The 13,600-nt window shown below is 71.5% G+C and carries 13 protein-coding genes; 4 read left to right on the top strand and 9 right to left on the bottom strand.

The window, feature by feature from the left end; translation table 11 throughout:
* Positions 1-35: 35 nt before the first annotated feature.
* Complete coding sequence (locus VSH64_RS26240; protein ID WP_326565349.1) at positions 36-779, bottom strand: amino acid ABC transporter ATP-binding protein; 744 nt, start codon at positions 777-779, stop codon at positions 36-38.
* Positions 776-1,924, bottom strand: coding sequence for a C45 family peptidase (locus VSH64_RS26235; protein WP_326565348.1), 1,149 nt, complete (start codon positions 1,922-1,924; stop codon positions 776-778). Before VSH64_RS26235 ends, VSH64_RS26240 begins: the two co-directional genes overlap by 4 nt.
* 178 nt (positions 1,925-2,102) lie before the next feature.
* Here VSH64_RS26235 and VSH64_RS26230 point away from each other — a divergent pair, with 178 nt between their 5' ends.
* Both VSH64_RS26230 and VSH64_RS26225 read left to right on the top strand, forming a co-directional pair.
* A complete protein-coding gene (locus VSH64_RS26230) occupies positions 2,103-2,936 on the top strand; it encodes a PHB depolymerase family esterase (RefSeq protein ID WP_326565347.1) in 834 nt (277 codons plus the stop codon).
* A gap of 75 nt (positions 2,937-3,011) precedes the next feature.
* Entirely contained in the window at positions 3,012-3,914 is a 903-nt protein-coding gene (locus tag VSH64_RS26225; protein WP_326565346.1) for a MurR/RpiR family transcriptional regulator, read from the top strand.
* A 241-nt stretch (positions 3,915-4,155) separates the two neighbouring features.
* On the opposite strand, the gene VSH64_RS26220 is transcribed toward VSH64_RS26225, so the two are convergent.
* From VSH64_RS26220 to VSH64_RS26205, 4 genes are read right to left on the bottom strand one after another with little or no spacing between them, the layout of a single operon-like run.
* Complete coding sequence (locus VSH64_RS26220) at positions 4,156-5,034, bottom strand: GntR family transcriptional regulator (RefSeq protein WP_326565345.1); 879 nt, start codon at positions 5,032-5,034, stop codon at positions 4,156-4,158.
* Between the two features lie 9 nt (positions 5,035-5,043).
* Positions 5,044-5,460, bottom strand: a complete 417-nt coding sequence (locus VSH64_RS26215; RefSeq protein ID WP_326565344.1) for a cupin domain-containing protein — start codon at positions 5,458-5,460, stop codon at positions 5,044-5,046.
* Positions 5,457-6,806: an NAD-dependent succinate-semialdehyde dehydrogenase gene (locus VSH64_RS26210; RefSeq protein ID WP_326565343.1), complete on the bottom strand. Its 1,350-nt coding sequence runs from the start codon at positions 6,804-6,806 to the stop codon at positions 5,457-5,459. The genes VSH64_RS26215 and VSH64_RS26210 overlap by 4 nt, the downstream gene beginning before the upstream one ends.
* Positions 6,807-6,814: 8 nt before the next feature.
* Positions 6,815-7,894, bottom strand: a complete 1,080-nt coding sequence (locus tag VSH64_RS26205; RefSeq protein ID WP_326565342.1) for an isocitrate/isopropylmalate dehydrogenase family protein — start codon at positions 7,892-7,894, stop codon at positions 6,815-6,817.
* A 189-nt stretch (positions 7,895-8,083) separates the two neighbouring features.
* On the opposite strand from VSH64_RS26205, the gene VSH64_RS26200 reads away from it, so the two are divergent.
* Together VSH64_RS26200 and VSH64_RS26195 are read left to right on the top strand one after the other, a co-directional pair.
* Positions 8,084-9,301: a copper resistance D family protein gene (locus VSH64_RS26200; RefSeq protein ID WP_326565341.1), complete on the top strand. Its 1,218-nt coding sequence runs from the start codon at positions 8,084-8,086 to the stop codon at positions 9,299-9,301.
* Between the two features lie 46 nt (positions 9,302-9,347).
* Positions 9,348-9,518, top strand: a complete 171-nt coding sequence (locus tag VSH64_RS26195; RefSeq protein WP_326565340.1) for a hypothetical protein — start codon at positions 9,348-9,350, stop codon at positions 9,516-9,518.
* A gap of 18 nt (positions 9,519-9,536) precedes the next feature.
* Here the strand turns inward: VSH64_RS26195 and VSH64_RS26190 are convergent, their stop codons facing one another.
* The 3 genes from VSH64_RS26190 to VSH64_RS26180 are packed head-to-tail and all read right to left on the bottom strand — an operon-like array spanning position 9,537 to position 13,481.
* Positions 9,537-10,166 carry an ABC transporter ATP-binding protein gene (locus VSH64_RS26190; protein WP_326565339.1) on the bottom strand — a complete coding sequence of 210 codons (630 nt, stop codon included), beginning with the start codon at positions 10,164-10,166 and terminating at the stop codon, positions 9,537-9,539.
* Complete coding sequence (locus VSH64_RS26185; protein WP_326565338.1) at positions 10,163-10,828, bottom strand: ABC transporter ATP-binding protein; 666 nt, start codon at positions 10,826-10,828, stop codon at positions 10,163-10,165. Before VSH64_RS26185 ends, VSH64_RS26190 begins: the two co-directional genes overlap by 4 nt.
* A complete protein-coding gene (locus tag VSH64_RS26180) occupies positions 10,815-13,481 on the bottom strand; it encodes an ABC transporter permease (protein WP_326565337.1) in 2,667 nt (888 codons plus the stop codon). Before VSH64_RS26180 ends, VSH64_RS26185 begins: the two co-directional genes overlap by 14 nt.
* Positions 13,482-13,600 lie beyond the last annotated feature (119 nt).

The following is a 13,600-nucleotide window of genomic DNA, read 5'->3' as shown; positions in this document are numbered from 1 at the left end:
TTGTCATATCGGGGCGGTGTCAAGATCGGGGAACGTCAGTGCTGGAGGACCTTGGACAGGAAGTCCCGCGCCCGGGCCGTGCCGGTGCGGTCGAAGAACTCTTCGGGGGTGCCTTCTTCGGCGATGCGGCCTTCACTCATGAAGACCACGCGGTGGGCGGCCCGGCGGGCGAAGCCCATCTCGTGCGTGACCACGACCATCGTGGTGCCCTCCGCGGCCAGCGAGGTCATCACGTCGAGGACCTCGCTCACCATCTCGGGGTCGAGCGCGCTGGTCGGTTCGTCGAACAGCACGATCTTGGGGTTCATCGCGAGCGCCCTGGCGATGGCCACGCGCTGCTGCTGGCCGCCGGAAAGCTCGGCCGGCAGCTTGTCGGCCTGGTCGGCCACGCCCACGCGGTCGAGCAGCCGCCGCGCGGTCGCTTCGGCCTCACGACGCGGAATCCCGCGCACGCGGATCGGCCCGAGCGTCACGTTCTCGAGCACACTGCGGTGCGCGAAGAGGTTGAACGACTGGAAGACCATGCCGACGTCGGCCCGCAGCCGCGCCAGCTCCTCGCCCTCGGCCGGCAGGGGTTTGCCGTCGAGGGTGATGGTGCCGGAGTTGATCTTCTCCAGGCGGTTGATGCAGCGGCACAGCGTGGACTTGCCCGACCCGGACGGGCCGAGGACCACCACGACCTCGCCCTGGTGGATGTCGAGGTCGACGTCGTGCAGCACCTGCACTTCGCCGTAGCTCTTGTTGACACCGCGCAGACTGGCGAGCACGGGTCCGGTCATCCTTGACCTCCGGGGCCGTCGTAGAGCTGCCAGGGGAGCAGCTCGTAGTCGTTTTCACAGGGGTTGCCCACCGCCACGCGGTACTCGCCGCTGGTCAGGTCGACCAGGCTCGAGGCGATCGTCTTGTAGCGCTGCAGCGGGGTGGCGCGCGGATCCACGTGGGCGCACACGCCGTCGGGGTGGCCGACGTGGTCGCTCATCGTCGTGGCGACGACCTTGCGCACCTCGGCCGAGCTGGTGGCGGTGCGCGCGGCCGCGAGCCCGCGTTCGATCACCTGCACGCGGTAGAGCGAGTCCACCGGGCGGACCTTGTGCGTGGCGGCGATCTCCGGCGGCACGCCGTACTGGTAGTGATTGCCGTGCACCAGAATCCCGTTCTGGGGCAGGCCCCAGCGGTGCACGACCGGGGTGGTCTCGTAGTCCACGGCGACGCCACCGCGGTGGGTCACCAGGAGGTTGGTGGCGATGTGCTGGTGCACGTCGAAGGGCACCTGCAGGGCGCTCTTCAGGTAGTCGTGGTCGAGGATCAGGCGGCGCAGCACCGGCTGCGGGATGCCGATCGGGGTGCCGAAGCGGCCGTTGAGCCCGTTGGCGTTGAGCGCGATGCCCGCGGAGTTGGCGCCGTGGCGGCCGATCTGGCCGGCCTCGACCTGCATGATGATCGTGGGCTTGGGTGGCTGGACCACGCGCACGAGCACCACGGAGTCCTGCGTGCCCTCGCGCCAGTCCCAGTTCTGTCCACAGTAGACGTGGCCGTCGCCGGTGGCTTCCGGCAGCAGGGCGAAGGAGGAGCAGCCGTCGGCGGGTTCCTCGGGGGTTTCCTCGGACACGGCGGGGTTGAAGCCGCTGTCGGTGTTGCGCACGATCTCGCCGCGGGCGTTGAGCGCCAGGATCTCGTCCTGGTGCACGCCGGCGCCGTCGGCGATCGCGTCCATCTCTTCGAGCAGGTGCGGCGCGACGGCGGCCACGGGCTCGCGCCAGCGCCGGGCCGAGGCCTGTACGTCCGTCCACTCCAGACCCGACGAGAGCCGGAAAGCCTCGCGGTAGTAAGCGATCGACGTGCGGATCTCCGCCCTGGCGGCCTCTCCGTAGGCGAGCCCCCGGTCGCGGGGGCCGCCTTCGATCTGGACCAACCGGACTGCCATGAATACCTCATCTCCGGTGCTGGCGGTTCGTTGAAGGTTTGCGCTACATTCATCAGGAACTTGTAGTGGCAGCTACGGATAAGATAGACCGTGCTACGAAGTTGTCAACACCTGTCGTCGTTACTACATGGTTACGACGGCCAGGACGGTCCCACGCCATGCCAAGGAGATCCGCTCCATGACGAGCCCCCAAGCGACCCCCGACTCCGCGCGAGTCCTCGACCCCACGGAGTTCTACTACGGCGGGCCGACGCCGTTCTTCGCGCTGCAGAGCGACCAGCGCTTCTCGTACTGCCTCTACGTGCCCAGTGCCCACCGCACTTCCGAGACGCCGCTGCCGCTGCTGGTCCTGATGCACGGCACGCAGCGCACGGCGGAGCGTTACCGCAACGAATACCGTGAGTTCGCGGAGAAGAACGACACCGTGGTGCTCGCGCCGCTGTTCCCGGCCGGCATCGCGCAGCCCGGTGACCTGCACGGCTTCAAGCGCCTGAGCTTCGAGGGCATCCGCTACGACCTGATCCTGCTCGACATCATCGCCGAGGTCGCCGGGCGCTTCCGCGTGGACGCCGACCACTTCTACCTGCACGGCTTCTCCGGTGGTGGTCAGTTCGCGCACCGCTTCGCCTACCTGCACGCCGACCGGCTGGCGGCGTTGTCGATCGGCGCTCCGGGCCGGGTCACCCGGATCGACCCGGACGTGCCGTGGTGGCTCGGCACCTCCGACGTGCGCGAGCTGTTCGGCACCGACGTGCAGGTGGACACGCTGCGCAAGCTGCCCGTGCAGATGATCGTGGGCGGCGAGGACAAGGACACCTGGGAGATCGCGGAGCCGGGCATCGACGCCGGTGGGGACACGCGGATCGAGCGGCTCACGACCTTGCGCAAGAATTTCGAGAGCAACGGCATCGACGTGCGGTTCGATGTGGTGCCGGGGGTGGCGCACCGGGGCATGCTGATCCAGCCGGTGGTGCAGGAGTTCATCGCCGGAGAGCTGGCGCGCCGGCCGTAGCGGGGGCGGGTTCACGGGGTCCGGCCGCGCCGTGGCGGCCCTCCCGTGGGCACGTGGACGGGAATCGAGGGTGGGATGGACGAGGACGAACAGTCGCTGCGCGCGCGGATCGCGCGGTGCCTGCCGAAGATGTCGCGGGCCGAGCGGACCGTCGCGGAGTACCTGCGCGACCACGGCCGCTACGCCATTTTCGCGACGGCCGAGCAGATCGGCGGCGCCACGGGCACGAGCGACGCGACCGTGGTGCGCACCGCGAAGTCACTGGGGTTCGCGGGGCTGATGGACCTGCGGCGCAGCCTCGCGCGTGAGGTCGCGCTGGAGACGAGCCCTTCGCACCGGCTGCTCACCGAGCTGCCCGACGGCGCCACCGCCGGCGACGCCGTGGTGGACAAGGTCTTCACCGACGCCACGGAACGCCTGGCCGCCACCTGGCGGCTCGTGCAGTCGGAGGACTTCCTGCGCGCGGTCGACCTGCTCGACGGCGCGCGCGAGGTGCTCGCCTTCGGCCTGGGGGCCTCGGGGCTGCTCGCCCGGTACCTGTGCATGCGCCTGGTCCGCATGGGCCGCCGCGCCCGCGCCACGGGCGCCACGGGCTTCCAGCTCGCCGACGACCTCCTCGCCCTCGGCGCCGACGACGTGGTCGTGCTCTACATCCCCGGCCGCATCCTCGGCGAGATCGAGGTTCTCCTCGACCACGCCGAGGAAGTCGGCGCCCGCGTGGTCCTCGTGTCCAGCTCCCTGGGACCGCTGTTCGGCCCGCGCGTGGACGTGACCCTCACGGCCCCGCAGAGCGCCAGCAACTTCACCGGCGAGATGCTGAGCGCCGAGGTCCTCACCGACGCGCTGGTGCTGCGCCTGGCCTCGCGCGACGAGAGCCGGGCGACGAACACCTCGGAGCTGCTGACGTCGCTGCGGTCGGATCTGATCAACAGCGATCTGCGGGCCACGCGGTTGCCGCGTGGTGACGGGGTGGCTTAGCCGGGACGGCTCGGCCGGGGCGGGCGGCTTCCGGGTGTTGCCGGGTGCTGAGGCGCCGTTGCAGGCACTCGGCGGCCTCGGTGGTGTGGGCTGGCGAGGAGCGGGTCGCCGAGGGCCTCGGCGACGCGCTGGGCTGCGAGCGGCCTCTCCGGGCGAGGGTTGCGCGACGAGCACGTCGGAGCCAGGGGGACACAACACCGTTGCCCCGCGGCGGCGGGACGGCGTCGCAGCACAGCACAGCTCAGCCGGGATTGGCCGTCTTCTCCACACCGACCGTGCTCAGATGCCGCCGCAGGTACTCCGCGGCTTCGGCCGTGTGGCCGCCGAGGAGCAGGTCCGCGATGTCCACGTGTTCGCGGCAGCGCACGGCGGCGCGGTCGCGCGGGAGGGTGCGCCGGTACTCGATCAGGCGGCGCAGGTTGTCCACGCGGCGCAGCGAGTCGATGAAGAACGTGTTGTGGCTGCACGCCACCACGGCCTCGTGGAAGGCGCGGTTGCGGGCGAACAGCTCGGTGTTGCTCACGGTGCGCGCGGCGCCCTCGGCGAGCTCGAGCTGTTGCGCGCGCACGAATTCGATGGCCGCGTGGTCCACGGCGAAGCCGGGTTCGAGCACGGCCGCCGGCTCCAGCACGAGCCGGAAGCGGTAGCTGTCCTCATAGGACTCCTGCGAGGTCAGCATCGGCTGGAACTCCCAGCCGTAGCCGGGCAGGCGCTCGATCCAGCCCTCGGCGGAGATCCGCCGCAGCACGGCGGTGACCTGGGCCGGGGTGAGGGCGTAGCGGCGCGCGAGCTCGCTCTCGCTCACGCGGTCGGGCAGCTCGCCGTCGAGCCGGTCCGAGGCGATGCGCAGGTACTGCTCCTCGTCCTCGTCCGCGGTCTCCACGGCCAGCTCGGTGACCGCGCGGGCCACGGTGTGGCCGCCGCCCGGTTCGGCGACGGCCACCACCCCCTCGTCGGCCAGCAGGCGCAGCGCCGCGCGCACGGGTGAGCGGGAGACCCGCAGGTGCGCGGCCAGCGTGCGTTCCACCAGCCGCGTGCCCGGCTCGGCCGCGGTCTCGCGGATGTAGCCCACGATGCGCGCCGCGACCTGCCGGGTGAGCGGGGTCGGGGTCTGTTCCACCGGTCCAGGCTAGCGCCGGTGCTCGGCATCCACCCGGGTGGTCGTGCCGGTCGCGACGATCGTGCGCGTGGCCTCCACCGAGGCGTAGGTCCAGAGGATCCGCATCGGCTCGGTGGCCGAGGCGTTGCGGAACCGGTGCGGCACGCCCGCGTCGACGTAGGTGGTGTCCCAAGTGGACAGGTGGTGCTCGGCGCCGTCGATCTCCACGATCGCCTCGCCCTGCAGGATCACCACGCTCTCGGGGCAGTTGTGCGTGTGCAGCGGGATGCCCGCGCCGCCGTCGAAGAGCGTCTGGCCGTTGAGGAACACCTCGGCGCCCAGGGTCTTGCTCACCAGCGGGATCGTGCGCGCGCCGCCACCGCGGTCGGCCGGCGTGAGCTCGGCCGGGCGCAGCACCACGGCGGGGAACGGCTTCTGCTCGCTCATCGGGTTCCTCCGAACACCACGGTCTTCACGTTCACGAACTCGCGGATCCCGTCCGCGCCGAGCTCCCGGCCGTAACCGGACTTCTTGATGCCGCCGAACGGCAGCCGCGGGTCGGACGCGACCATGCTGTTCACGAACACCGCGCCGGCCTGCAGCTCGCGCGCGAACCGCCGGGCCCGCTCCTCGGACCGCGTCCACACGGCCGCGCCGAGACCGAACTCGGTGTCGTTGGCCAGCGCCAGGGCCTCGTCGTCGCCCGAGACGCGCACGATGGCCGCGACCGGCCCGAACGTCTCCTCGTCGAACGCCGCCATGCCCGGCTTCACGTGGTCGAGCACTGTCGGCGCGTAGAAGTAGCCCGGCCCGGCCACGGGCTCGCCCCCGTGGCGCAGCACGCCCCCCGCGGCGACGGTGCGGCGCACCTGGTCGTCGAGGCCGTCGCGCAGGTCCTCGCGCGCGAGCGGCCCCACGGTGGTGCCGGCCTCGGCCGGGTCGCCCACCTGGAGCCGGGCCACGGCCGCGGTGAAGGCGGCGGCGAACTCGTCGGCCACGGCCTCGTCCACGATGAACCGCTTCGCGTTGACGCAGCTCTGCCCGTTGTTGATGAACCGCGCGCGCACGGCCGTCTCGGCGGCGGCCGGGATGTCGGCGTCGGCGAGGACCACGAACGGGTCCGAACCCCCGAGTTCGAGCACCTGCTTCTTCAGCGCGGCCCCGGCCTGGCTCGCCACGAGCGCGCCGACCCGCGTCGAACCGGTGAGCGTGACGGCGGCGATGCGGTCGTCGGCGATGAGCTTCGCGACCTCACCGACGTCCACCAGCAGCGCGCGCACGAGCCCGGCGGGCGCCGAAGCCTTGCGGAACACGTCCTCGATGGCGAGCGCGCAGCCCGGCACGTTGGTGGCGTGCTTGAGGATCGCGCCGTTGCCCGCGGCCAGCGCCGGCGCGGCGAACCGGAAGAACTGCCAGAACGGGTAGTTCCACGGCATCACCGCCAGCACCACGCCGAGCGGTTCGGTGACCACGGATGCCTCCGCCAGCACCGGCCGCTCGGCCAGGTACTCCGCCGCGTGCTCGGCGTAGTGCTCACAGTTGAGCGCGCACTTGTCGATCTCGGCTTCGGCCTCGGCGAGCGGTTTGCCCATTTCTTCGGTGATCAGCCGCGCGTACTCGCCGCGCCCGGCCCGCAGCACGGCGGCCAGCTCGCGCAACAGCACCACGCGCTCGGAAAGCGGTTTCTCGCGCCACCGCGCCTGCGCGGCCACGGCCGAATCCAGTGCGGCGTCGACCTCTTCGGCCGTGTGCAGGTCGTAAGTGGACAGTGCCTTGCCCGTTGCCGGGTTCACCGATTCGATCATTGCGCAGCCACTCCCAGTTCGGTGATCGAGGCGACGACCGCGGCGGCGAACGCCTCGGTGCCGAGGGTGCCGCCGACGTCGGCCGTGCGGGTGTCCGGGTTGTCCAGCACCGAATCCACGGCGCGGGACACGAGTTCGCCGCCGGCCACGAGCGCGTCGTTGCCGTCGCGGCGGCCGCGCCAGTCGAGCAGCATCGCGGCGGACAGGATGAGCGAAGCCGGATTGGCCACGCCCCGGCCCGCGATGTCGGGCGCCGAACCGTGCTGCGCCTGGCCGACGCACACGTCGTGGCCGGCGTTGATCGAGCCGCCGAGGCCGAGGCTGCCCGAGAGCTCGGAGGCCTCGTCGGACAGGATGTCGCCGAACATGTTGGTGGTCACCAGCACGTCGAAGCGCTGCGGCTCGCGGATCAGCAGCGCCGAGGCGGCGTCCACGATCAGCTCTTCCAGCTCCACGTCGGGGAAGTCCTGGGCGACCGCGCGCACTTCGCGCAAGAACAGGCCGTCGGACAGCTTCAGCACGTTGGCCTTGTGCACCGCGGTCACCTTGCCGCGGCGGCCGCGCGCGAGCTCGAACGCGGCCCTCGCGACGCGGGCCGAGGCGCGCGCGCTCACCTTGCGCACGGAGAGCGCGAGGTCGGGGTCGGGCATGAACTCGCCGGTGCCGGCGAACATGTTGCGGTCGGAGTAGAAGCCCTCGGTGTTCTCGCGCACGATCACGAGATCCATCGGCCGGCGCAGGATGCTCAGGCCTTCGCGCGACCGGCACGGGCGCACGTTGGCGAAGAGCTCGAAGGTGGTCCGCAGTGCGGCGGACGGGTTGATGCCACCCTGCTCACGCGGCGGGTACTCGTAGTGCGACACCGGGCCGAGCAGTGTGCCGTCGACCTCGGGCACGCGCTCGAGGACCGCGGCCGGCAGCGTGGTGCCGTCGGTGGCGAGCGAGGCCAGGCCGATTTCGCGGACCTCGAAGCTCAGGTCGAGCCCGAGCCGCCGGTCCGCGGCCCTGAGCACGTCCAGGGTCGCCGCCGTGATCTCCGGGCCGATGCCGTCGCCGGGCAGGACGAGGACTTTCACGAACGCTCCTTCCGACTGCGGGTGGTCCGCTCCCGGTTTTCCACCCGCTGGTTTTTCACTCTAGCAATATACCATCAATGTAGTGGATGCTTCAGACTTCACATTCGTTGTAGGATCAGCTACCTTTCACCGCCGAAGAGCCTCCCCGCCTGTCCGGCTCAGGTCCCCCGCTCGAGGAGATGGCTGACAATGTCGTTGCTGCTCGCCCAGGCCGTGTCCGCGGCCGAAGCAAACCCGACCCCCGAGGTGTGGCGGGTCATCACGAAAATGGCGTACTTCGCCGGTCTGATCGGCTCGATCGGCGGCTGCATGCTGTATCTGATCGTGCTGCGCCCGGTGCTGCGCCGCCCGTCCGTGGCCGCCGCCGACCGCGCGGTGCTGCAGCGCCGCGCCGGGATCTACTACGCGATCGTCGGCACCTGGTTCCTGGTGGCGCTCTACTTCCAGATCGCCGGCAAGGGCGCTCGGGTGAAGGGCAAGGAAATCCCGTTCGGCGACGCCCTTTCGCCCGCCGCGATCGGCCGGTTCGTGGCCGTGCCCGGCAAGAAGGGCGACTGGATCTCCAGCGGTACCGAGGCGTTGATCCAGTACTCCCTGTGGGGTCTCGCCGCGATCGTGCTGATGCTGGCGTTCTCGCCGCGGCTGCGGGAGCGGCTCGGCCTGCTCACCCTGACGTCGCTCATCATCAACTTCATCGCCTACCAGGTCACGCTGCTGCCGACGAACTTCTCGAAGGCCACCGGCGACACCGTGGCCAACTCGCTGCTCGACCACCTGCACGTGTTCTCGATCTCGACGTGGGTCGGCGGCATCGCGGGCCTGGTGATCCTGGCCTTCTCGCGGCGCAAGCTCACCAGCGGCGCGGGCGACACGTTCGCGCAGATCTGGACGCGGTTCTCGACGCTGGCCATGGTCGCCGTGGGCTGCATCCTGATCACCGGCCTGTACCTGGCCTACACGCTGATCGGCAGCCCGTCGGAGCTGTTCACCACGAGCTTCGGGCGCTTCCTCGTCATCAAGGTGTCGCTGGTGTTCACGATGATCTGCATCGGCGCGGCCAACGAGTTCGTGATGATGCCGCGCATCGCCCGCGCCCGCGCGGCCGGTGCCGAGGGTTCGGTGTTCAAGCTCGCGCTGCGCACGTTCCCGGTGCTGGTGACCGTGGAGGTCGTGCTCGCGATCGGGGTGCTGTTCGTGCTCTCGTTCCTCACCGGCTCCGCGCGCGCCGAGGCCGGCGACCCGGCCGACCCGACGCTGAGCGGCAGTGTGATCGGCATCGGGGTGGTGCTGGCCATCCTCATCGCGATCTCCTTCGTCACCACGGCGAAGGTGTCGGACCGGCTGTCGCGCTCGGCGGCGCGGGCCGACGAGGTCGAGACACGCGAGACCGTGGCCGCCGAAAGCTGAGCGTTCCCCAGACGCACCGTCAAGGGCTCGTCAGGGATTCCTGTCGGTGAGTCAAGTCTTCGTCGGGCCCATGCCCGCCACGCCTTCGTCCGGGAGAGATTCGTCTTTCCCGGACGAGAAGGTGGTGGCGAGCATGGGCACGATTGTTTCCGCGGTGGTGCTGGTGGGTCTGTCGGCCGTGATGGCGCTGGCGTTGCGCTTGAGTTCGCGGCGGTGACGGCGAGCGCGTGCGGCCTCAGTGCTCGGCGCCGGCTCCCGTGAGCGCGATCGTGCGGTCGGTGTGCGCCGCCAGCAGCGGGTCGTGGCTGGCGACGAGCACGGCCGCACCGGCGTCGGCCGCGGTGCGCAGGCGCGCGAGGACCACTTCGGCGTGGGTGCGGTCCTGGTGTGACGTCGGTTCGTCGGCGAGCACGAGGGCCGGCGCCGTCGCCAGGGCGCGGCCGACCGCGGCGCGTTGTTGTTCCCCGCGCGAGATTTCCGTGGGCAGACGGTCGGCGAACTTCGCGAGGTCGAGGGTTTCCAGCAGCTTCGCCAGATCCGCGCCGGTATCGACGGTCCGGGCGGCGAAGGCGAGGTTGTCGGCCACGGTCAGCTCTTCGAACAGCCCGATCGACTGCGGCACGAACCCCAAGTGCTGCCAGGGCATCCGGGCCATCGGGACGGCGGGCAGCGGTGCGCCGGGCGTGACCGTGCCGGTGTCCGGGGTTTCCCAGCCGCCGGCGATCATCAGCAGCGTGCTCTTGCCGGAGCCCGACGGACCAGTCAGCGCCACGAGCTCACCCGGGTGCAGCTCGAAGCTGATCGGGCGCAGCACCTGCGTGCCGCGGTAGCTCTTCGACACCTCGGCCAGCGTCAGCACGGTCATCGGATGCGTCCGTCCACGAGTTCCACCACGTCGTCGGCCACGGCCACCAGTTCGGGATCGTGGGTCGCGACCACCACGGCGTGCCCGAGCGCGGCCAGCCGCCGCACGGCGTCACCCACGAGGTGGGCCGAGGCTCGGTCGAGCTGGGCCGTCGGCTCGTCCGCGAGCAGCGCCGCCGGATCACCTGCGGCGGCGAAGGCCAGCGCCACGCGTTGCTGCTCACCACCGGAGAGGCCGCTGGGCCGGCTGTCGCCGCGGTGGCCGAGGCCGAGCGTCGCGAGCAGTTCACCCGACGGGCGGCCGGTGCCGCGCAGGCGGGCGGCGAGCTCGAGGTGCTCGTCCACGGTGAGGTAACCGAGCAGGTTGTCCACGGGGTTCTGGAACACGTACCCCAGCCGTCGGCGCCGAAGACCGCGGCGGCCTCGCGCGGACATCGCGGTCGCGTCGACGCCGTCGATCTCGACCCGGCCGCGCACGGGCCGCTCGAGACAGGCGAGGATCCGCAGCAGCGTCGACTTCCCGGAGCCCGACGGCCCGACGAGCGCGGTGACCCGGCCGCGCGCGGCGGACACCGAAACCTCCTGCAGCGCCACGACTTCGTGCGTCGCGGTCTGGTAGGTCTGGTGCACGTCCTCGCAGCGGAGCGCCTCAGTTGGTGTCACGGAGCACCTCCGACGGGCGGGCGCGCGACACCGCGCGCTGGGCGGCGAGCGTGGCGAGCACGGCGGCCAGCAGCGTCGCCGCGGCCAGGCGCGCGGTGAGCGACCACGGCGCGGAGATCAGCGTGCCCGGCGCGGCGGCCGGGTCGAGGTCGTAACCCGCGCTCGTCACGGCCACCGCGATCGCCGCGAACCCGAGGCCCGCGACGAAGCCGGTGGCCAGCAGTCCGCCGACCTCGTAGAGCAGGGCCCGCCAGTGCGCGCGGGGGCCGATGTCCATGCGGCGCAACAACAAGTACGCGCTGCGGCGCGCGCGGGCCCGGGAGTTCAGGTACAGCAACAGCCCCACGAGCACGATCGCGCCGGCCAGCACGGAAACCGCGGTGAGGAACAGGAACGTGTACGTGATCGCCGCGTACACGCCGTTGGCGGTCACGTCGCCGGCCTGGCCGAGGGTGCCGACCGGCACGTGGGCGACCGACAGCGCTGGGATGATGCGATCGGGGTCGCCGCGCAGCCACAGCTCGTGGTGCAGGTTCTCGCCGGCCAGCCCGGCCAGCACGTCGCGCCGCACGAACATCAGCGGGAAGCCGGCGCTCTTGCCGGGCAGCTGCGCGACGCTCGTGACCTCGAACGACACGGTGTGGCCGTTGATGGTCACGTTCGTCGGCCCGTTCGTGCCGGGAATCCCGGCGAGCACACCGACGGGAGCGCCGGGCGCGGTGAGACTCGCGATCAGGTCGTCGAGCGTGGGGCCCGGCAAGGCGTTGTCCCAGAAGGCGGTGTCCGGGAACGTGGCCGGGTCGACGCCGATCACGTTCACGGTGGTGTGCCCGATCGCGGCGGAGTCGTAGCGGTCGGCGAAGCTCGCCGCGAACCCCGGCGGCGCTTGCGCGGGCCCGGTGAGGTCCACCACCACGTCGGTGCCGACCACGAGCTGGCCCTCGGCGTGCAGCGTGCGGTCGACCGAGCCGGTGACCGTGGTCGCGTACACCGACAGCGCGATCGGGATCGCCGTGGCGGCGATCAGCACGGCCGCGGCCGCCGGCGCCGAGGCGAGCCGCCGCCACGAAAGGAAAGCGACGGCCCGGTGCAGTGAAACCGGCCGCACGCGCACCACGGTGAAGCGCACGATCCGCGCGGCCAGCAGCGCCAGCCCGATCACCAGCAGCAGCGGCACCACGATCAGCCGCGGCGGGATCCGGGCGACGCTGCCGGCCGCGCCGGCACCGGCTTCCGGATCGTCGCCGAGCACGAAGTAGCAGACGAGCGCGGCGCCGAGCGGCAGCAGCTCCCACGGCCAATTGCGGCGGCGGGTGGTGTGCGCGTCGAACATCGCGGTGATGCGCCGCCCGCTCGCCACTGCGATGGCGCCGAGCGTGACCAGCAACGCGGCGGCCGCGCCGATCACGGACCCGGTGAGCGCGCCCGGTGTCACGAGCGGGCTCGGCCCCAGCTCCGCCACGAGGTAGCGCGCGGCGAGCCAGCCGAGGGCGCTGCCGAGCACCACGACGGTGCCGACTTCGAGCACCGCCTTGCCGACCAGCGCCGCCGGCCCGACTCCGCGCGACGACAACACGGCCAGCTCGGCTTTGCGCCGGTCCACCCAGAACGAGCCCGCGGCGGCCGCGATCACCAGCCCCGCCAGCGCGCCGACCGCGCCCATCGGCACGACGGTGGTGGCCAGCTGCGCCGTGACCTGGTCGGCACGGGTCACCATGCCGCCGAGCGAGGAGGTGTACTCGGTGCTGCCGAAGCGGTGGAAGGCGTGCTCCAGCGGATCGGCGGGGTTTTCGGTGCGGGTGCGCACGTGTTCGAGCCCGGCGACGACCGCGGGTGCGCTCGCCGTGGTCATGCCGGTGGTGTCGACCGAGCTCTCGACGAGGTTCTGCACGCCGGAATCGGGTGTGGTGAGGGAGAAGAAGTCGTCGGGCGAGACGAGCGCGACCGGGTAGGTGCCGACGTTGGCCAGCGGATCACCCCGGTAGACGCCGGCGATGCTGCACCAGTACGGCTGGTCGGGCATCGACCGCAGGTCGCGGTAGATCCCCGCGACGCGCAGCTGCCGCGTGACCCCGGAATCCGGCACCGCGGCCTTGCCGGAGGGCGCGAGGCTGTTACGCGATCCGCCGCGGACGTCGACCAGGTCACCGGCGTGCAGGTTCTTGAGCGCGGCGAACTGGTCGGGCAACCAGATGCCCGGCCCGGTGCCGCGTTGCACGACCTGGAGGTGGTTCTCGAACCCGGTGCGGGAGACGAGGTTGAGGATGGTCTGTTCCGGGTGCGTCGGCGTGCGCGTCGCCGTTTCCACGGACGCGCCGGCCAGCACGGTCGTCACCGTGTGCGAGGCCTTCGGCACGTCGGCGAGGGCCTGGCTCGCGAGCTTCGTGCGGGTGTCGTACAGCGCTCTGCCGACGGGCTCGGGCTCGGTGGGATCGCTCCGCCGCATCGGCAGGCCGCCTTGCCACTGCGCGCCGACGGCCCACTGGCAGGCGAGCGAAGTCTGCTGCTGAAGCGTCGCGTTGCCCGCGGCCGAAAGGAACAGCGCGACGGCGGTGGCGGGCAGCGCCACGAGCACCGCGGCCGCCGCGACGGCGATCACCACCGCCGGATTGCGCCACCCCGTCCGCACCGCGCGCGACCACGGTGTGGCCAACCCCCTCCTCGGCATGTCGAGGAGTTTCACACAAGCCGCTCGTCCTCAGTGGGTGCCGAGATCGTTTCGAAACGGCACCATCTCCGACCGCACCCGAGCGACGACGGGGTGTGGCGGAA

Source organism: Amycolatopsis rhabdoformis, assembly GCF_035918295.1.
Classification (GTDB): domain Bacteria; phylum Actinomycetota; class Actinomycetes; order Mycobacteriales; family Pseudonocardiaceae; genus Amycolatopsis; species Amycolatopsis rhabdoformis.
The sequence above is the reverse complement of the archived record's forward strand: the minus strand, read 5'-3'. Positions and strand labels throughout refer to the sequence as shown.